General features: G+C 72.0%; 14 protein-coding genes. 11 read left to right on the forward strand and 3 right to left on the reverse strand.

Annotation, left to right across the window (positions count from 1 at the left end):
• Positions 1-37: 37 nt before the first annotated feature.
• From BS72_RS32080 to BS72_RS08295, 3 genes are all read right to left on the reverse strand, one after another.
• Complete coding sequence (locus tag BS72_RS32080) at positions 38-2,182, reverse strand: endo-1,4-beta-xylanase (protein WP_051950815.1); 2,145 nt, start codon at positions 2,180-2,182, stop codon at positions 38-40.
• A gap of 96 nt (positions 2,183-2,278) precedes the next feature.
• A complete protein-coding gene (locus BS72_RS08290) occupies positions 2,279-5,347 on the reverse strand; it encodes a glycoside hydrolase family 48 protein (protein ID WP_078901150.1) in 3,069 nt (1,022 codons plus the stop codon).
• Between the two features lie 791 nt (positions 5,348-6,138).
• Positions 6,139-7,488 carry a phosphomannomutase/phosphoglucomutase gene (locus BS72_RS08295; RefSeq protein WP_037909548.1) on the reverse strand — a complete coding sequence of 450 codons (1,350 nt, stop codon included), beginning with the start codon at positions 7,486-7,488 and terminating at the stop codon, positions 6,139-6,141.
• Between the two features lie 1,383 nt (positions 7,489-8,871).
• On the opposite strand from BS72_RS08295, the gene BS72_RS08300 reads away from it, so the two are divergent.
• The 11 genes from BS72_RS08300 to BS72_RS08345 all read left to right on the forward strand — a co-directional run bounded on the left by BS72_RS08300 (position 8,872) and on the right by BS72_RS08345 (position 20,878).
• Positions 8,872-9,909, forward strand: coding sequence for a LacI family DNA-binding transcriptional regulator (locus BS72_RS08300; protein ID WP_107498712.1), 1,038 nt, complete (start codon positions 8,872-8,874; stop codon positions 9,907-9,909).
• Between the two features lie 72 nt (positions 9,910-9,981).
• Positions 9,982-11,265, forward strand: coding sequence for an extracellular solute-binding protein (locus BS72_RS08305; protein ID WP_037908355.1), 1,284 nt, complete (start codon positions 9,982-9,984; stop codon positions 11,263-11,265).
• A gap of 18 nt (positions 11,266-11,283) precedes the next feature.
• Complete coding sequence (locus tag BS72_RS08310; RefSeq protein WP_037908358.1) at positions 11,284-12,204, forward strand: carbohydrate ABC transporter permease; 921 nt, start codon at positions 11,284-11,286, stop codon at positions 12,202-12,204.
• Positions 12,204-12,716: a carbohydrate ABC transporter permease gene (locus BS72_RS37905; RefSeq protein WP_232792277.1), complete on the forward strand. Its 513-nt coding sequence runs from the start codon at positions 12,204-12,206 to the stop codon at positions 12,714-12,716. The genes BS72_RS08310 and BS72_RS37905 overlap by 1 nt, the downstream gene beginning before the upstream one ends.
• Positions 12,713-13,129 (forward strand): carbohydrate ABC transporter permease, encoded by a 417-nt coding sequence (locus tag BS72_RS37910; protein WP_232792278.1) that lies wholly within the window; start codon positions 12,713-12,715, stop codon positions 13,127-13,129. Before BS72_RS37905 ends, BS72_RS37910 begins: the two co-directional genes overlap by 4 nt.
• A gap of 3 nt (positions 13,130-13,132) precedes the next feature.
• The gene (locus BS72_RS08320; protein WP_037908360.1) at positions 13,133-14,239 is read left to right on the forward strand and encodes a glycoside hydrolase family 130 protein; all 1,107 of its coding nucleotides are present in this window, start codon (positions 13,133-13,135) and stop codon (positions 14,237-14,239) included.
• Complete coding sequence (locus tag BS72_RS08325; RefSeq protein ID WP_037908363.1) at positions 14,236-15,498, forward strand: Gfo/Idh/MocA family oxidoreductase; 1,263 nt, start codon at positions 14,236-14,238, stop codon at positions 15,496-15,498. The genes BS72_RS08320 and BS72_RS08325 overlap by 4 nt, the downstream gene beginning before the upstream one ends.
• Entirely contained in the window at positions 15,491-17,080 is a 1,590-nt protein-coding gene (locus tag BS72_RS08330; protein WP_037908366.1) for a glycoside hydrolase family 13 protein, read from the forward strand. The genes BS72_RS08325 and BS72_RS08330 overlap by 8 nt, the downstream gene beginning before the upstream one ends.
• A gap of 359 nt (positions 17,081-17,439) precedes the next feature.
• On the forward strand, positions 17,440-19,479 hold the full coding sequence (locus BS72_RS08335; RefSeq protein ID WP_037908368.1) for a hypothetical protein: 2,040 nt from the start codon (positions 17,440-17,442) through the stop codon (positions 19,477-19,479).
• Positions 19,480-20,159: 680 nt separating this feature from the next.
• The gene (locus BS72_RS08340; protein ID WP_037909552.1) at positions 20,160-20,543 is read left to right on the forward strand and encodes a type II toxin-antitoxin system RelE/ParE family toxin; all 384 of its coding nucleotides are present in this window, start codon (positions 20,160-20,162) and stop codon (positions 20,541-20,543) included.
• A complete protein-coding gene (locus BS72_RS08345; RefSeq protein ID WP_037908370.1) occupies positions 20,540-20,878 on the forward strand; it encodes a helix-turn-helix domain-containing protein in 339 nt (112 codons plus the stop codon). The genes BS72_RS08340 and BS72_RS08345 overlap by 4 nt, the downstream gene beginning before the upstream one ends.
• The last annotated feature ends 11 nt before the right edge of the window (positions 20,879-20,889 follow it).

Genomic DNA, 20,889 nt, shown 5'->3' on the forward strand with positions numbered 1-20,889 from the left:
CGGGGTGCCGGGAACGCCTCCCGGCACCCCGCTCCTGTCAGGACGGCTCGGTGCCGTAGACGAGGGTGCCGTTGACGTACACGGTGATCTTGGGCGCGTCCGCGTACGAGGTGTTGGTGCCGTAGCTGTAGTCGTTGGCCTCGTTGAAGTTCGACCAGTCCGTCTTGTTCAGCCGGGTCTGGATGTCGCCGGTGTTCTTGCCGGCGGCGAGGCTTCCGGCGCCGCTGGTGAAGCCGACCTCCAGGTAGTGGTCCGCGCCCGTCCTGGCCGTGGTGGAGGCGACCTTCGTGGTGACGTTCGAGGAGCCGAGCGCGGCGTAGTCGATGTAGGTGCTGTAGGTGGAGGCTCCGGTGTCCCCGGTGAACCAGTACCTGACGGTCACGGTGGACAGGCTCACGGCGGAGGTGCCGGTGTTGGCCAGTTGCAGGCCGGGCTTGATCTGGTTGTCGCCGGGCGCCGTGTCGTTGTTCTTGTACTGCACCTTCAGCGTCCCGGTGCTGCCGGTGCCGCTGCCGGCCTGGGTGGTGGCGGTGGCCGCGGTGGAGGCGGCGGAGACGTTCCCGGCGGCGTCCTTGGCCTTGACGGTGTAGGTGTAGGCGGTGGCGGCGGTCAGGCCGGAGTCGGTGAACGAGGTCGAGGTCGAGCTGCCCGCGAGCGTGGAGCCCCGGTAGACGTCGTACCCGGTCACGCCCACGTTGTCGGTGGCCGCGGTCCAGGTCAGGGACACGCTGCTGCTCGTCGTCCCCGACACCGCGAGGTTCGTCGGAGCCGAGGGAGGCGTGGTGTCGCCGGTGCCGCTGCCGGCCTGGGTGGTGGCGGTGGCCGCGGTGGAGGCGGCGGAGACGTTCCCGGCGGCGTCCTTGGCCTTGACGGTGTAGGTGTAGGCGGTGGAGGGGGTGAGACCGGAGTCGGTGAAGGTCGTGGTGGTGGTGCTGCCCGCCAGTGTCGAGCCGCGGTAGACGTCGTACCCGGTCACGCCGACGGCGTCCGTGGCGGGAGACCACGACAGGGACACGCTGCTGCTCGTCGTCCCCGACACCGTCAGACCGCTCGGCGCGGACGGAGGAGTCGTGTCCCCGCTCTGGCCGGCCGCGAGGTCGTTGTAGACGGCGGTGTAGTCGGGCTTGGTCTGCAGGTTGTCGTCGTACAGGCAGGCGGCGCCCTCGCCGGAGAAGGTGTCCGGCACCCAGGAGTACTTGTCGGTGGGCTCCCAGGTGGTGATGCCGACGCACCGCGAGACCGCCAGGCAGGCGTTGGTGACGTTGCTGTAGTACGTCGCCTGCGTGGCGTCCTTGGAGGAGTCGCGCGGCAGCGTCAGGCGGACGTCCAGCTCGGTGACCGCGACGTCCAGCCCCAGGTTGGCGAACCGCTGCATGTTCTGCTGCATGCTGGTCGGGAAGCCGTACTGGATGTCGAGGTGGGTTTCGAACCCGACGCCGTCGATCGGCACGCCCTGCGACTTGAGCGAGCTGACCAGGTTGTACATGGCGTCGGCCTTGGCGCCGGTGCCCTCGATGTTGTAGTCGTTCAGGTACAGCTTGGCGTTGGGGTCGGCCGCGTGGGCGGTCTTCAGCGCGTCGGCGATGTAGCCGCTGCCCATGGCGTTGTAGAAGGCGTCGGTGCGGTAGGTGCCGTCGTCGTTGAAGGGCTCGTTGACGACGTCCCAGGCGTAGACCTCGCCCTTGTAGTGGGTGGCTTCCTTGGTGATGTGGTTCTCCATCGCCGCCTGCACCTGCGAGGTCGGCAGGTTGGACACCCAGCTCGGCAACTGGCTGTGCCAGACGAGGTTGTGGCCGCGGACGATCTCGTTGTGCTGCTGGGCGAAGCTGACGATCGCGTCGCCCGAGGAGAAGTTGAACTGGCCCTGCGACGGTTCGATCGTGTCCCACTTCATCGAGTTCTCGGGGGTGATCGCGTTGAACTCGCTGCCGACGAGCGACGTGTAGGAGCTGTCGGACAGGTGGTTGTTGTCGAGTGCCGTGCCGAAGTACCTGCCGTGGCCGGCGGCGAGCTGGCCCAGGGTGGAGGTCGCCGCGGAGGCGGTGGGGGCCGCCACGAACGCGGCCAGCCCCACGGCACCTGCCGTGAGGGCGGCGAGCACGCCGCCGAGCCGCTTTCCGCGCGAGGGGTGTGTCGGCCGCGACGTGCGGAGGCGGGAGAGCCCGTGGGGGGAGAAGGGCACGACTGACTCCTTCGAGGAGGTCGGGTTGGTGGTGGGCGGTGGGTCGTGTGGGGGGCGGGGCCACCGCCCCCCACACGCGAGGGGCGAGCCGGATCTCTACGGCTCGGTGCCGTAGGCGAGGGTGCCGTTGACGTACACGGTGATCTTGGGCGCGTCCGCGTACGAGGTGTTGGTGCCGTAGCTGTAGTCGTTGGCCTCGTTGAAGTTCGACCAGTCCGTCTTGTTCAGCCGGGTCTGGATGTCGCCGGTGTTCTTGCCGGCGGCGAGGCTTCCGGCGCCGCTGGTGAAGCCGATCTCCAGGTAGTGGTCCGCGCCGGTCCTGGCCGTGGTGGACACCACCTTCGTGGTGACGTTCGACGACCCGAGCGCCGCGTAGTCGATGTAGGTGCTGTAGGTGGAGGCCCCCGACTCGCCGGTGAACCAGTACCTGACGGTCACCGTCGACAGGGTCAGCGCGCTGGTGCCGGTGTTGACCAGCTGCAGGCCCGGCTTGATCTGGTTGTCGCTCGGGGAGCTGTCGTTGTTCTTGTACTGCACCTTCACCGAGCCGCCGCCGGTCGAGCCGGACAGCGTGGTCGCCGTCACCGCGCCGGAGGCCGCCGAGACGTTCCCGGCCGCGTCCTTCGCCTTGACCGTGTAGGAGTACTGCGTGGCCGCGGTCAGGCCGGAGTCGGTGAACGAGGTCGTGGTCGAGCTGCCCGCGAGGGTGGAGCCGCGGTAGACGTCGTAGCCGGTCACGCCCACGTTGTCGGTGGCGGCGGTCCACGTCAGCGACACGCCGGTGGCCGTGGTGCCCGACACCGCGAGGTTCGTCGGAGCCGAGGGAGGCGTGGTGTCCCCGCTGCCGGCCGTCGTGGTGGCCGTCACGGCGCTGGAGGCCGCCGACAGGTTCCCGGCCGCGTCGAACGCCTTGACCGTGTACGAGTACTGCGCGGACCCCGCCAGCCCCGTGTCGGTGAACGAGGTCGTCGTCGAGCTGCCGGCGAGCGTGCTGCCCCGGTACACGTTGTAGCCGGTGACGGCCACGTTGTCGGTGGCGGCGGTCCACGTCAGCGACACCGTGCTGCTCGTCGTCCCCGACACCTTCAGGCCGGTCGGCGCGCTGGGAGCGGTCGTGTCCCCGCTGCTGGTGCCGCCGACGATGAGCTCGCCGTACACGGCGAAGGCCATCGCGATGTCGGCCTGGGCCCAGAAGCGGTGGTAGGTGAACGAGGGCACCGCGCCGCCGTTGAGGTACGCCTGGACCTTCGGGAAGTCCGGGTCGCTCTTGTACCAGGACCGGATGTCCAGGAACGTGACGCCGGGCTTGATCGCGTCCCCGTTGGGCATCTTGCCCGACCAGCCGGACGGCACGTACACCGTGTCGCCGAACCGGTTGTAGTCCTTGCGGGTCTCCGGCACCGAGATGCCCTTGGAGTCGGCCATCGTCGCCATCGCGTCGAGCAGGCTCTTGGCGAGGCCCGCGGACGCGGTGTCGCCGGACTTGGCGGCGTAGTACGTCAGCGTCTTGACGTACGCGGCGCAGACGCCGACGTCGTTGCCGTAGTCGGTCACCGAGACGTGCAGCCCGGCGTTGCTTCCGGGGCTGGTCGAGCTCCAGGTGTCGGGCTGCCCGGTCCAGCTCAGGTCGGACGGGATCTGGAAACCGGTGGCCGTGACCGTGGTGACGGAGGAGGCCCACTTCACCCACTTGTCCAGCAGGGTCTTGGCGGTGGCGTCGCCGGTCACGTAGTAGTACTCCGCGACGCGCTCCATCGACCAGGCCTGCATGCCGAACCAGTTGTTGCTCGGCGGGTCGTGGTAGACCGGCTCCCAGTCGTAGGCCATGCCGTAGAAGGTGGGGGTGCCCGCCGGCGGGGTGCCGTAGGCGCCGTTCCAGCTGTTGGTGCAGCCGCCCGCGATGGCGCCCTCGGCGGACTGCAGCCACCGGTAGAACTCCAGCTGCCGGGTCAGGCTCTTGGACCAGTCGCTCTGCGCGGTGGGCGAGGTGGGCGTCAGCGAGGCCACGGTGGACATGGCGTAGGCGGCCAGCGGGTTCTGGTACCCCTGGTGCGAGGCGCCGTCGCCGATCCGCCAGGCCCAGCCGCCGCCGGGCTCCGCCCCGCCCCAGGCGTAGTACCAGGCCAGCAGGTAGTGCTCGGAGCTGCGGCCGGAGCCGGGGGAGCACCCGGTGGGGCTGGTGCAGCTGCCGATCTGCTTGAAGTACTTGTCGAACAGCGCGTACCGCAGGAAGTCGCCCATCTTGGCCGCCTTCTGCACCGAGGGGGCGACCTGGCCCTGCGCGCCCTGCGCGGTGGCCCAGCGCAGTGCCCAGTACGCGGCCTGGACGGCGCGGGAGTCGGCGTCCGGGGCGTTGGTGTACTTCCACTGCTTCGCGTAGGCGTCGCTCTGCTTGACGAACAGGTCGAGATACCCGTTCGTCCCGCCGTACTTCATCAGGTCGGTGCACGGCTGCGGGATCGTCTCCCACACCGACTCCTGGGCGCCCCGCTGGTAGCTGTTGATGTACGACGGGCCGGCTCCGGGGCCGTTCTCCGCGCCGGTGCCCGGCGTGTTGCCGTAGCCGTACACGTTGTCGACGTCCATCAGCCAGTGCATGCCGTAGATGTCCGACGTGCCGTACGTCGACGTCAGCTCGCCGGCCAGCGGGTCCTGCCCGACCGAGACGGACGAGTCGAGCGGGCTGGGGTAGGAGCTGGGGTCGGGCCACTCCGGGGCGTAGGTCGCCGGCGAGGAGGCGTTGTACGAGCTGTTGGACGGCTGGTCGACGTGCTGCGGGATGATGTAGTGCTCGGCCGTGGTCCAGGCGTTGTTGAACGCCGTCCAGTCGCCGCTCACCCGGCCGTAGGTGGCCTCCAGCCAGAACCAGAAGCTGAACGCCTCGGACGTCGTCTGGTGCCCGTGGTCCGGCGCCTCGACGATCAGCGTCTCCACGCAGTGGTACGGAATCCCGTCCTTGCTGAAGTAGCCGTTCGCCGGGTCCTTGATCTTGTTGTACTGGGTCAGGAACTGCTGCGTGTACGCGTCCGTCGCGGCGGCGGCCGGTGCGGCGTTGCCGTCGGTGGGGGCGGAGGCGGATCTCGCCACGGTGGGCGCGGCGGCAGCGGCTATCAGCGCGCCGCCGACGGCGGTGGCGAACCGCCTCCGGGATACGGGTTTGGCCATGACGCCTTGTTCTCCTTGCCGCTGTGGGGGGATGACCGGTCCCTGGTCCTGCCGTGGGGGCGTGGGCCAGGGTCCGTGCTTGCTGCGAGGTGGCGCTGCTGCTGACCGGGCGTCGGCTGCGACCGGGCGTCGGCTGCGACCGGGGTTCGGCTGCGGCCGGGTTCGGCTGCGACCGGTGACGGCCGGCGCCCGAGCCGGATGCGGCTCAGGACCGGTGCCGGGTCGGGTGTTCAGCTGTTCAGCTGTTCAGCTGTTCAGGTGATCGGGTGTCACGTGCCCGCTGCCGGATCTGGGGTGGGGGCGGGCGACGCGCCCCGTCGAGCTTTTCTGGAAGCCGGTGCACTTCGGTTCGGTGCTGTCCTGCGCGGAGCGGTCGGGCGACCCGCTGCCCGTCGTGATCAGGCGTCAACTGACCCTGTGTACACGGCAGTCGGGCAGCCCGGGATGCCGTCCACCACTGCTTCCGGTGAGCGTCGGCAGTCGGGGACGGCAGGTGTGGGAGCGCTCCCACAACGCGAAGCTAACAGGCCGTCAACGCCTTGGGAAGTGGTCCGCCGCAACCTTTGGGTGCGGGACTCCCGCCCCCGCGGCCCGCCGAGGGCGGATTCCGGACAGTTCCCCGGGACCCCGCGCCCTCACCGCGGGTGCCCACCCCGCCGGGTGCGCCCGCACCGACCGGACGCCGAGCGCCGGTCCTGCCCGGTCGCCGGTCGCCGGTCGGCCGCGGGCTTCCGCGGGCAACCGGGCAACCGGGCAACCGGGCGGCCGGGCAGGAGAGGGGGAGCGGGCGGTCAGCGGAGCAGGGCGAGGACCTCGTCGCGCAGGGCTTCCATGGCCTGCTGGTCCGGGGCTTCGACGTTGAGCCGCAGCAGCGGTTCGGTGTTGGAGGGACGGAGGTTGAACCAGCGTCCGCCGCCGAGGCCGACGGTCAGACCGTCGAGCCGGTCGAGGGTCGCCCCGTCGCGCCCCAGGTAGGCGGCCTCCACCCGGTCCAGCGTCGCGGGCACGTCGGCGACCTCGGAGTTGATCTCGCCGGAGGCGGTGTAGCGGGAGTAGTCGGCGACCAGTCGCGACAGCGGCCGGTCCGCTTCGCCGAGGGCGGCCAGGACGTGCAGGGCGGTGAGCATGCCGGTGTCGGCGCGCCAGAACTCGCGGAAGTAGTAGTGCCCGGAGTGCTCGCCGCCGAAGGCCGCGTTGTGCTCGGCCATCAGGGCCTTCATGAAGGAGTGGCCCACGCGCGAGCGGACGGGGGTGCCGCCGTGCTCGCGGATGATCTCGACGGCGGCGGCCGAGGTGATGACGTTGTGGACGATCGCCGATCCCGGGTCCTTGGCCAGTTCGCGGGCGGCGACCAGCCCGACGATCGCCGACGGCGGGACGGCCCGGCCGGTCTCGTCGACGAAGAAGCACCGGTCGGCGTCCCCGTCGAAGGCGAGCCCGATGTCGGCGCCGGTGCGGCGGACCTCGGCCTGGAGGTCGACCAGGTTCTTCGGCTCCAGCGGGTTGGCCTCGTGGTGGGGGAAGGTGCCGTCCAGGTCGAAGTACATCGGCACCAGGTCGATCGGCAGGTTGGCGAAGACCGCGGGGACGGTGTGTCCGGCCATGCCGTTGGCGGCGTCCGCGACGACCTTGAGGCGGCGGATGCCGCGCAGGTCGACCAGCGAGTTCAGGTGGGCCGTGTACTGCGGCAGCAGGTCCTGACGGCTGACGGAACCGCGCGCCGCCGCCGGTTCGGGGACGTCGCCGGTCTCCAGCCAGGTGCGGACCAGGGCGAGGCCGGTGTCCTCACCGATGGGGGCGGCCCCGGCCCGGCAGAGCTTGATGCCGTTGTACTGGGCGGGGTTGTGGCTGGCGGTGATCATCGCGCCGGGCAGGTCCAGGCTGCCGGAGGCGAAGTACAGGTAGTCGGTCGAGCCGAGTCCGGCGTCGACGACGTCGGCCCCGGCGCCGGTGGCCCCCTCGATGAACGCCTCGGCCAGGGCGGGGGAGGTGGCGCGCATGTCCCGGGCGATGACGATCCGGTCCGCGCCGGTGAGGCGGATGAACAGCGCGCCGAGATCGGCGGCGATGCCGGTGTTCAACTGCGACGGCACTTCACCGCGGATGTCGTAGGCCTTCACGAGGCGGGAGTAGTCGGGCATGGCCTGCCTTACGGGTTGCTGGTGCGGGGAGTCGGCGGGAGGCGGCCGGCGGTGGCCGGTCGGCCACCCGCGTGGTCGTGTGAGGTCCGGGCTGCGCGGCCGCTTCGGGGTCCGGACGTCGCGGCCGGCTCGGCCGGTGGCCGGCCGTCCGGCCGCGCCGTCCGACGGAGGCCGTCGGGTGGCGTCCGGCACGGAGGCGCCGTGCGGCCACCGGCCGAGCCTGCCGCGGGCCGGCGGCGTCGGGCCGCGCTGGTGGTGTGCGCGCGGGTCCTTCATGGCGCGTTCGCGCCGGAGGGAGGGTGGGCGGGTGCGGGTCCCCGGGCGGTGGCCGGGATCCCACGGGTGAGGTGGGGCGCCGTGAGGGGTCCTGTCGCCGTCATGCTGCCAGAGGGACGGTGGCGCGGAAGACGGCGGCCCCGTCTCCGGTGGTCACCGTACCCCTGGCGGTCGCGAGGGCAAGCGGACGGTCCGCGCGGGAGGGGCGTCCGGGCGGGCGCCCGTCCGCGGTCCGGCCTGCGGCTCGCCCGCGGGTCCGGTCCGAGCGGGGCGGGCGCGGCGGTGGCCGGCCCCCTGCCGTGGCGGCGGGCGGTGCTGGCGAGGAGGTCCATGCGGATGGTGCTCCTTTCGGTGTCGCGCCGGGCGGGTGACGTGGGGGCCGGCCGCCTCTGATCGGGGAAGTCGGGGCGGGCCGGCGGTCGGTGGGCGCGGAGCGGGTGCTGTCCAGGTGCTGTCGTCCGGGGCCGTCCGGAGGCTGTCCGGGGGACCGGTCGCCTCGCGGGCTCGGGGCCGGCTCGGGGCCGTCTCGGCCGAGACGGCTGCCGGTGGCGCGCCACCCACTCCGGCGTGGTGGCGGCCGTGCCTGCCGGCCCCGCGTCGACGCGGAGTTCGGCTGCCCTGACCTGGGCAGACCGAACTCGGCCCAGGAGGCGTGGGGATCGGTCCGCCGACTGGGGACCTGGCTCCGCGCACATGCTGAAGCGGGGGCAAGGAGGACTATAGATAACGTTGTTGCTTTGTCCAACACCGCCCGGCAGGGTGCCTCGCCGCCCCGCGCCGACAGGTCGCGCGCGGCTGCCCGCCCAAGTCGGAACGGGGGCAACGGGCCCTGCGCGGCGAGCCGCTGAGCCGCACCCCGGATCGGCCTGGACACCGGCCCCGCCGCGGGTTCCGAGGGTGCCGCCGGAGGGCTGGGGCCCGGGTCCTGAGGCCCCGGAAGGGCGCCGCCGCCGTCCTGCCCACGCACCCTACGCGGACGTGTGTTCGACTCCTTTGTTGCCGATACGTTACCGAGATTGATCTTGACCCCGCGCCGTGGAGCAGGTTGAAATTGCCGAACCGTAGCAACTAAACCGCTTTAAATAGCCGTTGAGGAGGCAGGTCGGAGTGATCAAGCGCGTCGTCACCATCGCGGATGTCGCGTCCCGTGCGGGCGTGTCGAAGAGCGCCGTCTCCTTCGCGCTCAACGGGCGGCCCGGTCTCGCGGAGGCGACGCGGCAGCATGTCCTCGACGTGGCGCGGGAGATGGGATGGACGCCCAACCAGCGGGCACGCTCGCTGGCGGTGTCACGGGCCTTCGCGTTCGGCCTGATCCTCGCCCGGGCGCCGGAACTGCTGAGCTCCGACCCGTTCTACCCCTCGTTCATCGCCGGTGCCGAGTCCGTGCTGTCGAAGTCGGGCTACGCGCTCCTCCTGCAGGTGCTCGAACACCCCGCGGAGGACGCCGCCGCCTACCGCCGACTCGCCACGGAAGGGCGGGTGGACGGCGTCTTCCTGACCGACCTCCGCCACGGCGACCCGCGCGTCGCGCTGCTGAGCGAACTCGAACTGCCCGCCGTGACGTTGAACCGCTCGGACGTCCCGTCGCCGTTCCCCGCCGTGTGCCTCGACGACAGCGCTCCCGGCATCACCGCGGCGACGGAGCACCTGCTGGCGCTGGGCCACACCCGCATCGCACACGTCACCGGGCCCGTCGAGTTCATGCACTCGGTGCGCCGCCGCGACGCCTGGCGCGCCGCGCTGGCGGCGGCCGGAGTGCCCGAAGGGCCGGTCGTGGTCTCCGACTTCACCGCGTCCGGCGGCGCCGCCGCGACCAGGGAGCTGCTCGGCCTCGACGAACCGCCGACCGCCATCGTCTACGGCAACGACCTGATGGCCATGGCCGGCATGGCCGTCGCCCAGGAGCTCGGCCTCCTCGTGCCCGAGCGGCTCTCGGTGACCGGGTTCGACGACACGGAACTCGCCGCCTACGTGCATCCGACCCTGACCACCGTACGCACCAGCCCGTTCGCCTGGGGCCAGGAGGCCGCGCGGACCCTGCTCCGCCTGGTGGACTCGGGATCGGCGCCCGACGTCGAGCTGGAGTCGCCCGAGTTGATCGTCCGCTCGTCGACGGCCCGCCCGTACGGGTCGCCCATGACGTGACGCCCCCGCGCGCGTCACGTCCTCACGCATTCCCCCTCACCCCGCCAGGACTTCCACCCAGTAGGAGCTTCGATGAAGCGTGTCTGCATGTCCGCCGTCGCCATAGGCATGGGTCTCGCGACCCTCACAGGATGCGGCTCCTCCGGGTCCTCCGGTGACGCCGCCGGCGCGCACGGACCCATCCAGATCTGGTACTCGAACAACGCCCAGGAGATCGGCTGGGGCAACCAGATGGTCGCCGCCTGGAACAAGGCGCATCCCACGGAGAAGATCACCGCCCGGCAGGTCCCCACCGGCACCTCGTCCGAGGAGGTCATCGGCGCGGCGATCACCGCCGGCACCGAGCCGTGCCTGATCTTCAACACCTCGCCGGCGTCGGTTCCGCAGTTCCAGCAGATGGGCGGCCTGGTGCCGCTCAACAAGTTCCCCGGCGCCGCCTCCTACATCCAGGCGCGCACCGGCGCCACGGCGGACCAGTACAAGTCGTCGGACGGCAACTTCTACCAGATGCCGTGGAAGTCGAACCCGGTGATGATCTTCTACAACAAGAAGATCTTCCAGAAGGCGGGCATCGACCCGAAGAACCCGCCGCTGAGCACCTACACGCAGTTCCTCTCGACGGCGAAGAAGGTCGTCTCCTCCGGCGCCGCCAAGTACGCCATCTACCCGTCGCCCACCAGCGAGTTCTACCAGCCGTGGTACGACTTCTACCCGATGTTCGCGGCCGAGACCGGCGGCAAGGAGCTGGTGGAGAACGGCAAGGCGCAGTTCGACTCCGCCGCCGGCGAGCAGGTGGCCGACTTCTGGCACACGCTGTACGCGGACAACCTGGCCGGCAAGGAGTCCTACAACGGCGACGCCTTCGCCGACGGCACCTCCGCCATGGCCATCGTCGGCCCGTGGGCCATCTCGACCTACCAGAACAAGGTCGACTGGGGTGAGGTGCCGGTGCCCACCGCGCAGGCCACGCCGGCGGCCCAGGCCCACACCTTCAGCGACGCGAAGAACGCGGCGATGTACGCGTCCTGCAAGAACCAGGGGACGGCCTGGGACGTGCTGAAGTTCGCCACCAGCCAGGAGCAGGACGGCAAGCTGCTCGACATGACCGGGCAGATGCCCATGCGGACCGACCTGCAGAAGACCTACGCGAGCTACTTCGCGAAGAACCCGTCCTACAACGACTTCGCCTCGGCCGCCGCGCGCACCGTCGAGGTCCCGCAGCTCTCGCAGTCGGTCACGATCTGGCAGGACTTCCGCAACGGCTGGGAGAAGTCGGTGATCAGCGGCCAGAACAGCACCCAGCAGTTCCTCTCCCAGACCGCCGCCCAGGCGAACAAGCTCGCAGCTCAGAAGTAGTGAGCTGAGGAACGTACGATGAGTCAGCTCACTACACCCAAAGCACAGGGCCGGGTCCGCCGGCTGACGGCCCTGGTGGGCCGCCAGCCGATCGGCATCCTCTTCTCCGCGCCCTACGCCGTCTTCCTCGCGGTGGTCTTCGCCTACCCGCTCGGGCTGGCCGTGTGGATCTCCTTCCACCGGTACTTCTTCGCGGCCCCCGGCGCGACCGTCGACCGGCCGTTCGTCGGACTGTCGAACTACACCGACGTCCTCAGCGACCCGGCGGTGCGCCAGGCGTTCGGCAACATCCTCGTCTTCCTCGTCGTCAACGTGCCGCTGACGGTCCTGCTGTCCCTGGTGCTCGCCGTCGCGCTGAACGCGGCCATCCCGTTCCGCAAGTTCTTCCGCGTCAGCTACTACGTCCCCTACGTCACGGCGAGCGTCGCGGTGGTCGGCGTGTGGCTGTTCCTCTTCAACTCCACGGGACTGGTCAACCACACGCTGGGCTCCCTGGCGCCCAACCCGTCGTGGCTGGTCAACGCGCATCTCGCCATGCCGTCCATCGCGCTGTTCGTGACCTGGAAGCAGCTCGGCTTCTACATCCTGCTCTACCTGGCCGCGCTGCAGAACGTGCCGAAGGAGCTGTACGAGTCCGCCTCCGTCGACGGCGCGACGAAGTGGCGGTCGTTCTGGTCGGTCACGGTCCCGGGGGTGCGTTCGGCGACGACGCTCGTGACGCTGCTCTCCCTGGTCACCGGCGCCAACCTCTTCACCGAGCCGTACCTGCTGACCGGTGGCGGCGGGCCCGCGGGGGCCTCCGACTCCCCGGTGCTGCTCATGTACCAGAAGGGGATCGAGCAGAACCATCCCGACTTCGCCTCGGCACTCGGGGTCCTGCTGATCATCGGAGTGCTCATCGTGGCCCTGGTCAGCCGTCGATTCCTGGAGCGTGACTGATGGTGGACCTCGAAACCCGGGCGACGGGCGAGCGGCAGCGGCCCCGCGCGGCAGCCGACCGGACACCGGCCGGCGCGGACGAACCGCGTTCTCCCCGTGTACGCGGGCGGAGCTGGCGGCTGCTGCTCCTCCTCGCGGGCGCGCTGGCGTTCCTCTTCCCCTTCTACTACATGGTCGTGGGCTCGCTGCAGACCCACACCGACTCCGGCCTCTCCGGCGTGCTGCCCCACCCGGGCAACCTGACGTTCGCCAACTACCGGAACATCAACCAGGCGATCGACCTGGGCCGGTCGCTGCTGAACTCCGGCATCTTCACCGGCGGCGTCATCCTCGGCACCCTCGTGTTCGGCTCGATGGCCGGCTACGCGCTGGCGCAGCTGCAGTTCAGGGGCAAGAACCTGCTGTTCAACACCATGCTGCTGGTGCAGATCGTGCCCTTCCAGCTGCTGACCATCCCGCTGTACGTGCTGATCGCGCGCGACTACGGCCTCTCCGACTCCTACCTCGCATGATCCTGCCGTTCACGATCAACTCCACCGCGGTGTTCGTGTTCCGGCAGTACTTCCTGCAACTCCCGCGCGAGCTCTTCGAAGCCGCCAGGATCGACGGCGCGACCGAACTCCGCATCCTCCTGCGCGTCGCGCTCCCGCTGATCCGGCCCGCTCTGCTCACCGCCGCGCTGCTGACCTTCGTCGGCCCGTGGAACGAGTTCCTGTGGCCGTTCCTGGTGACCAAGCAGCAGAGCATGGAGCCGCTCGCGGTCTCCCTGTCGAACTACATCACCACCGTGTCGTCGTCCGCCTCGAACCCGTTCGGCGCGATCCTGGCCGGCGCCTGCGCGCTGGCCGCTCCGGTCGTCGGACTGTTCCTGGTGTTCCAGCGTCACTTCGTCTCCACCAATCTCGGCTCCGGCGTAAAGGGCTAAACCATGACCACCACCGTCCCCTCCTCCGCTCCCTCCACCCACGTTCCGTACACCCTGACCAGGGTCGGCGTCGTGATGTCGCCGCTCGCCGGCGAGCCGCTGGAGGTGGAGGGGGTCCTCAACCCGGCCGCCGGCCGCACTCCGGACGGACGGCTGCACCTGCTGCCGCGCCTGGTGTCCGAGGGCAACGTCTCCCGGGTCGGCCTCGCCGAGGTCGTCCTCGCGGACGGCGTGCCCACGGGCGTCGAGCGCCGCGGTGTCGTCCTCGCGCCCGACGCGGGCTGGGAGCGCGGCAAGAACAACGCCGGCGTCGAGGACCCCCGCGTCACCTGGATCCCGAGCCTGGGCCAGTACGTGATGTCCTACGTCGCCTACGGGCCGATGGGTCCGAAGCCCGCTCTCGCGGTGTCGCGGAACCTCACCGACTGGCACCGCCTCGGCCCGATCCAGTTCACCTACCAGCACGACCTCGACACGGACCTGAACCTCTTCCCCAACAAGGACGTGGTGCACTTCCCCGAGCCCGTCCCGGGCCCCGACGGGACGCCGTGCTACGCCATGCTGCACCGCCCGATGTGGGACCTGGGGTGGATGCGGCCCGGCGAGGGCGTGCACCTGCCGGCCGGCGTCACGGACGAGCGTCCCGGCATCTGGATCTCCTACGTTCCGGTGACCGAGGTCGAGCAGGACATCACCGCGCTGACCCGTCCCCGCGACCACAGGCTCGTGGCGCTGAGCGCCCACGAGTGGGAGGCGCTGAAGATCGGTGCCGGCCCGGCGCCGATCCGCGTCGAGGAGGGCTGGCTGCTCATCCACCACGGCGTCTCCGGTTCCATCGACGACCCGTTCCAGCAGAACCAGCGCGTCAGCTACGCCGCGGGCGCCATGATCCTCGACCCGGCCGACCCGTCCCGCGTCCTGGCCCGCTCGGCCGTGCCGCTGATGGCCCCCGAGACCGAGGAGGAGCGCTCGGGAACGGTCCCGAACGTGGTGTTCCCGACGGCCATCGAGGAGATCGACGGCGTGACGTACGTCTTCTACGGCATGGCCGACGCCCACATCGGTGTCGCCCGCCTCGACCGCGACGGGGAGCAGGCACCGCGGGCATGACCGACCCACGAGCAGAAGCGGTGCCGGTGCGGCTGGGCCTGGTCGGCTGCGGAGCGTTCGGCGGATACGTCCTCGACGCCGTCCGGGACCTCCCCGGGGTCGCGGTCGTGGCCGTCGCCGACCCCGACCCGGCCCGCCGGGACCGGCTCGCCGGCGCCCACGGCACCGCCGCGTGCGACAGCTTCGAGGCCTTGCTGGCCAGGCCGGACGTCGACGCGGTGGCCATCACCACCCCGCCGGCGACGCACGCGGCGATGGCCGTCGCGGCGCTCCGCGCCGGCAAGCACGTCTTCTGCGAGAAGCCGCTCGCCGTGTCGGCGGCCGAAGCGGCGGAGGTGCGGGACGCGGCCGACACCTCGCCGGGCGTTCTCGTCGTGGACCACGTCCTGCGCTACAACCCCGTGCTGCGGATGCTGGAACGGCTGCGCGAGGAGGGCCTTCTGGACGCCCCGCGCCGCTTCGCCTTCGAGAACGACGCCTCGGACGAGGACCTCGACCCCGGCCACTGGTTCTGGGACCCGTCGCACAGCGGCGGCATCCTCGTCGAACACGGCGTCCACTTCTTCGACGCGGCGCGCTCGCTGCTCGGCAGCGAGCCGACCTCGGTCCAGGCCGCGGCGGTGGCCAGGGACCCCGCCGGGCCGGTGGACATCGTCGTGGCCACCGCCGTCCACCCCGGTGGGGCGGTCGCCACGCACACCCACTCGTTCACCCACGCGCACCGCTGCGAGAGGCAGTTGACGCGCCTCGACTACGGCTTCGCCGAGGCCCGGGTGACCGGCTGGATTCCGACGTACGCCACCGTCACGGCGTGGACCGACGACGAGGGTGCCGGCCGCTGGCAGGAGCTGCCCGCCCGCGCCGCCGAGCTGCTGCACGTCCCCGGCCTGACCCCGCACGGCGAGGACCGGGTGTCCGTCACCGTGCACCGGGACGCGGGCGCACCGGGGCCGTGCCGCGGTCGCGGTGTGGAGCGCACCGCTCCGCACCGCGTGGAAGCCGTGGTCGATCTGGGCGGGGAAGCGCGCAAGCAGTACGTCTACGCGGGCAGCGTGCGCGCGGCCTTCGCCGACCTGCTCCGCTGCGCCCGCGACGGCGGCACCCCCGTCGCCGACGCCTACGCGGGGCTCACGGCGGTGGCCGTCGCCGAGACGGCGACGCGGGCGGCGGAGAGCGGCGCCACGCTGCCCGTCGTCCTGCCGTCGGCCGCCGCGCGGGCGGGGAGCGGTTCGGGAAGGGTGCGGGTGGGCGATGTCTGAGCCGGAGTGGTGGCGCGGCGCGGTCTGCTACGAGCTCTACGTGCGGGCGTTCGCCGACGGCGACGGCGACGGGGTGGGCGACCTCCCCGGCGCGACCGCCCGCCTCGGGCACCTGCGCGACCTCGGGGTCGACGCGGTCTGGCTGACCCCGTTCTACCCCTCGCCCATGGCGGACGGCGGCTACGACATCGAGGACCACACCGCCGTCGCCCCGGACCTGGGCACCCTGGAGGACCTGGACCGCTTCGTGGCCCAGGCGCACGCGTACGGGCTGCGCGTGCTGATCGACCTGGTGCCCAACCACACCGCCGACACCCACCCCTGGTTCCGTGCCGCCCTGGCCGCCGGCCCGGGCGGCACGGAACGGGAACGGTACGTCTTCCGCGACGGCCGCGGGCCCGACGGCGGGCTGCCGCCGAACGACTGGCAGTCCGCCTTCGGCGGCCCGGCCTGGACGCGCACCACCGGCGCGGACGGGCGGCCGGGCCAGTGGTACCTGCACCTGCACGCGCCCGAGCAGCCCGACCTCAACTGGCGCGACCCGCGGGTGCCGGCCGAGTTCGAGCGCGTCCTGCGGTTCTGGCTGGAGCGCGGCATCGACGGCTTCCGCATCGACGTGGCGCACGCGCTGTTCAAGGACGCGCGGCTCGCCGACGCGGGGCCGGGGCAGCACCTGGACATCGACCGCAACCACCTGATGCCGTACTACGACCGGGAGGAGCTCCATCCGCTCTACCGGGCGTGGCGGGCGCTCGTCGACCAGTACCCCGGCGACCGCCTCCTGGTCGCCGAGGCCGCGGTGTTCGACCCGGAGCGGCTGGCGCGCTACGTCCGGCGCGACGAGATGCACCAGGCCTTCAACTTCGCCTTCCTGGAGGCGCGGTGGGGAGAGCCGGAACTGCGGCGGGTGATCGACGACTCGCTCGACGCGATGGCGCCGGTGGGCGCCCCGGTCACCTGGGTCCTGGCCAGCCACGACGCCGTCCGCACCGCGACCCGGTTCGGCGGCGGGCCCCGCGGCCTCGCCCGGGCCCGGGCCGCGGCGCTGCTGATGCTCGCGCTGCCCGGCGCCGCCTACCTCTACCAGGGCGAGGAACTGGGGCTCGACCAGGTCGAGGTGGCCGACGACGAGATCCGCGACCCGGTCTGGGAACGCTCCGGGCACACCGAACGCGGCCGCGACGGCTGCCGCGTACCGCTGCCCTGGTCCGGATCGCGGCCCCCGTACGGGTTCTCCCCGGCCGGGCCGGACGTTCCGACCTGGTTCACCCAGCCCGCGCACTGGGGGCCGCTCACCGCCGGGGCGCAGTCGGCCGACGCCCGCTCCACCCTGGCGCTGTACCGCGAGGCGCTGCGGATCAGGCGCGAGCACCCGGCGTCCGGCGAGGGGCCCCTGCCCTGGGCCGACTCGCCGGCCGGCGTCCTCACCTTCACCCGAGGGGACTCCCTGACCTGCCAGGCCAACCTCGGCGACCGCCCCGTCCCCCTGGCCGACGGCACGGTGCTGCTGTCCAGCGGGCCGCTGGCGGACGGCGCGCTGCCGCCGGACACGGCCGTCTGGCTGGAGCGGCCACGGCACTGACGAGCAACCGACCGGGCGACCCGGGAAGGCGCCGGTGCCCTCCCGGGTCGCCCAGCCCGACCCCGACACCCGCGTCAGCGCCGGGGGACCCGCTTCTGGCCGCCGCGCCGTAGGCCGCGGTCCGGCGGGTCGGCGGTCCGGCGGGTCGGCGGTCGCGGCGGACCGGCGGGTCGTCCGGGCAACGGTCTTCACGACGGGTGCGCCACGCCACGGCCCGGCGCGCCCGTCCAGCCGGCTGCCGCCGGCACCCCGCGGCGAGCAGCTGGAAGAGCAGTGCAGAAAACCCGACCGCGGAGCGCGCCCGCACCATGGCCGCGCGCGCTCCGGTCGGTGGGAATTCACTACATCAGGAGGATGTTTTGAGACACCGCAAACTCTCGCTGGCCGCCGTCGCCACGGCAGCCGCCCTGATCGCCCCGCTGAGCGCCGTCAGCGCGGCGGCGTCCCCGCGCCCCGCCGCGGCGTCACAGCCGGCGCCGTTGACCAACCTGGACCACCTCGACGCCCTGACCACGACGGTGGCACCGCCCTCCCAGCCGGGGCACACCACCTACCAGCTGGCCGACCACCCCGACCTCGGCGTGCTGTGGGTCTACGCCAACCACCAGTCGGACGGCGGCTACCAGCCCGTCGGCGGCGGCACGTACGACGCCTCCACCGACACCTACGGCCAGGGCGCCTACGACGCCGACGACATCGCCCGGGCGGCCGTCGTCTACCTGCGCCACTGGCAGCAGTGGGGCGACACGCACAGCCGCGACCAGGCGGAGGCGCTGCTGCGAGGGCTCACCTACCTCCAGACGGACACCGGTCCCGACGCCGGCGACGTCGTGCTGTGGATGCAGCCCGACGGCCGTCTCAACCCCACCCCGACGCCGGCGGACAGCCCCAACCCCTCCGACACCGGATCGTCCTACTGGCTGGCCCGCACCCTGTGGGCCCTGGGCGAGGGGTACGCGGACTTCCGCACGAGCGACCCCGGCTTCGCGGGCTTCCTGGAGCAGCGGCTCAACCTGGCCGTCGGGGCACTGGACCGGCAGAACCTCACGAAGCACGGCCAGTACAAGACCGTCAACGGCGTCCAGCTGCCGACGTGGCTGATCTCCGACGGCGCCGACGCCTCGTCCGAGGCCGTGCTCGGGCTGACGGCCTACGTGGCCGCCGGCGGCACCTCGACCGCCCGCACCGCCCTGTCGCAGCTGGCCGACGGCATCGCCGCGATGGGTTCGGGCTCCGCGCGGAACTGGCCCTACGGCGCGCTCCTCCCCTCGACCACGTCGCCCTCGCAGTGGGAAGGCTGGGGCGACGAGATGGCGACCGCCCTCGCGCAGGCCGCCACCGCGCTGCACGATCCGGCACTGCTGCGGCCCGCCCTCGCCGACGCCGCCGTCTTCGTCCCGCACCTGCTCACCGCGACGGGACCCGACAACGGCTGGATGCCCACCCCGGTCGACGGCAGCCAGATCGCCTACGGCGCCGACGCGGTGGCCCGCTCGGTGCTGGCCGTCGCCGACGCCACCGGCAGCACCGGCCTGCGCCAGGTCGCGGGGGTGGCGGCCGGCTGGTTCTTCGGGCAGAACCCGGCCGGAGTCCCGACGTACGACCCGGCGACCGGCGTCACCTTCGACGGCGTGGCGGCCAACGGCACCGTGAACCTCAACTCGGGTGCCGAGTCCACCATCCACGGCCTGCTCACCATGGAGACCCTGGACGCCAACCCCGATGTCGCGGACACCGCCCGTGCCGCGGGCCACGTCGTGAAGCGCGACGGGCAGCAGGTGGTCGAGGCGAACACGGCGGCCCTCTCCGGCGGCGCGCAGACGGTCCAGCCCGCGTCGGCGTGGACCGGTGAGGCCCAGTGGAGCGCGACCTCCTACGTGAGTTCGCCGGCCGGCAGCCGGCTCACCTGGCAGGTGTCCGCGTCCGGCCAGCCCAGGATGGTGCAGCCGGTGGCCTACCTCACCGACGGCGGCGCCGCGCGGACGACGTTCACCTCGGGCAGGACCTCTCTCGGCACCGTGCGCTACGGAGCCGGCGGCGCCCAGGGCGTCGCGGCAACCCCCGGCGCCCTGCTGCCCGTCACGCTGCCGGGATCGCTGCCCGCCGGTGCCACCTCGATCACCGGCACGACGACCGGCGGCACGGGGCAGCTCGACTCGCTGCTGCTGACGCCGCTGGTCTCGCAGCTGGTGACCAGCGGAAACGGACACGCCGTCGCGTTGCTCAACAGCGTCGCCACGACGAGCCGCACCGTCCGCGTCGCCGTGCCGGGCACCGGCCGGGGCGTCGTCGTCAGCTACGACCAGTACGGCATCGCCCGCGCCAGGATCGCCACCTCCACCGGCGGCGTCGTCACCGCCGAGGTGCTCCCCGGCGGCTTCACCCTGGTCACGCGCTGACCCGAGGCCCGTCGCACCGGCGGCGGCACGGCGCAACGGGGCAGCAGAAGAGCGCGCCGTCCTCGTTCGCCGCGACCGCTCCGCGGGCCGAACTCCGTACTCCGTGCGGCGCGCTCCACGGTCCGTGCTCGGCGCCTCGTGCTCCGCGAGCCGTGCTCCGTTCTCCGTTCTCCGTGCTCCGCGATCCGCTCGCGGAGCACGGAGGCGACGGGTCAGCCTCTGATGCCAGGCGGACGGGTCATCCCCTGATGCCAGGTGGCGGGGCGGTGGTTCCGGGGCATCCCGACGACCACCGCTCGACCGCGGAGCCGGACGCGCTCCGCGCTCGGCCACGCCGCCGACGCGTCACCGAGGGGACGCGGCAGGCCCCGTGGGACCCATCAGACGCCCGTCGGTCGAAAGCGGCGGATCGGCGAGGCCCGCAGGGCCGGCCGCTACCGGCACCCTCCCCCCGGGGGGTGCCGGAAGCCGCCGCCTCTCCCGCTCGGGCCCGCTCGTGCCGAGGGAAGCCGGCCCTGCGCCGCCTCGTCGGCCGGTTGGCGCTTTTTCGCAGCCGCGTCGCCGCATCAGGACGAAGGGGCGCGGTGTGCGCCATCGGAGTGGCTGCGGTCGCGGCGACGGCACACGACCTGGGCTACGACGCCGCCCTCTCGCACTCCGAGCCGTATAGCATCGGTGCTATGGGCAGTGGGTGGTACTCGGTCGAGATCGAGCCGGAGGTGCGGCTGTGGCTGGAGGACCTTCCCGCCCATCACTACACGCAGGCCGAACGTGTCGCCGACCTGCTCGCCGAGCAGCCCACCACGCTTGACGAACCGCACTCCCGCCACCTGGGGGGCAAGCTCCGCGAGCTGCGCTTCCGCCTCGGCGATGCTCACCAGCGCGTCACCTACTGGCTCGCGCCCGATCGTCGCGTCGTGCTGCTCACCGTGTTCCGCAAGACCAAGATGCGCGAGCAGGCCGAAGTGGACCGCGCGCACGCCGCTCAACGGCTCTGCGAAGCCGAACACCAGGCAGCCGCTGAACACGACCTCTACAGCCGCGACCTCAAGGAGAACCGATGAATCACAGCGAATGGAGGACCCGCCGCCACCGCCGGCTGGCCGGTGAACACCTCGACGCCGACACCGAGTACGACCGCGTCTACGAAGAAGCCAGCCTGGCCATGACACTGGGCAAGGCCGTCCACGACCGGCGCAGGCAACTCGGGCTGAGCGAGGCCGACCTGGCCGAGCGCCTGCACACCACCACCGATGAGATCGAAGGCATCGAGACCGCCACCGAACTGCCGCCTATCGCTGTCATCATGCGCCTGGCCCGAGCCCTGGACCTCACCGTCGACATGCACCTCGCCCCCGGGGACGAGCCGACCGTCACCATCGCCACCCCGGCCGCCTGAGCCCGGGAGAA

Source organism: Actinacidiphila yeochonensis CN732 (assembly GCF_000745345.1).
GTDB lineage: Bacteria > Actinomycetota > Actinomycetes > Streptomycetales > Streptomycetaceae > Actinacidiphila > Actinacidiphila yeochonensis.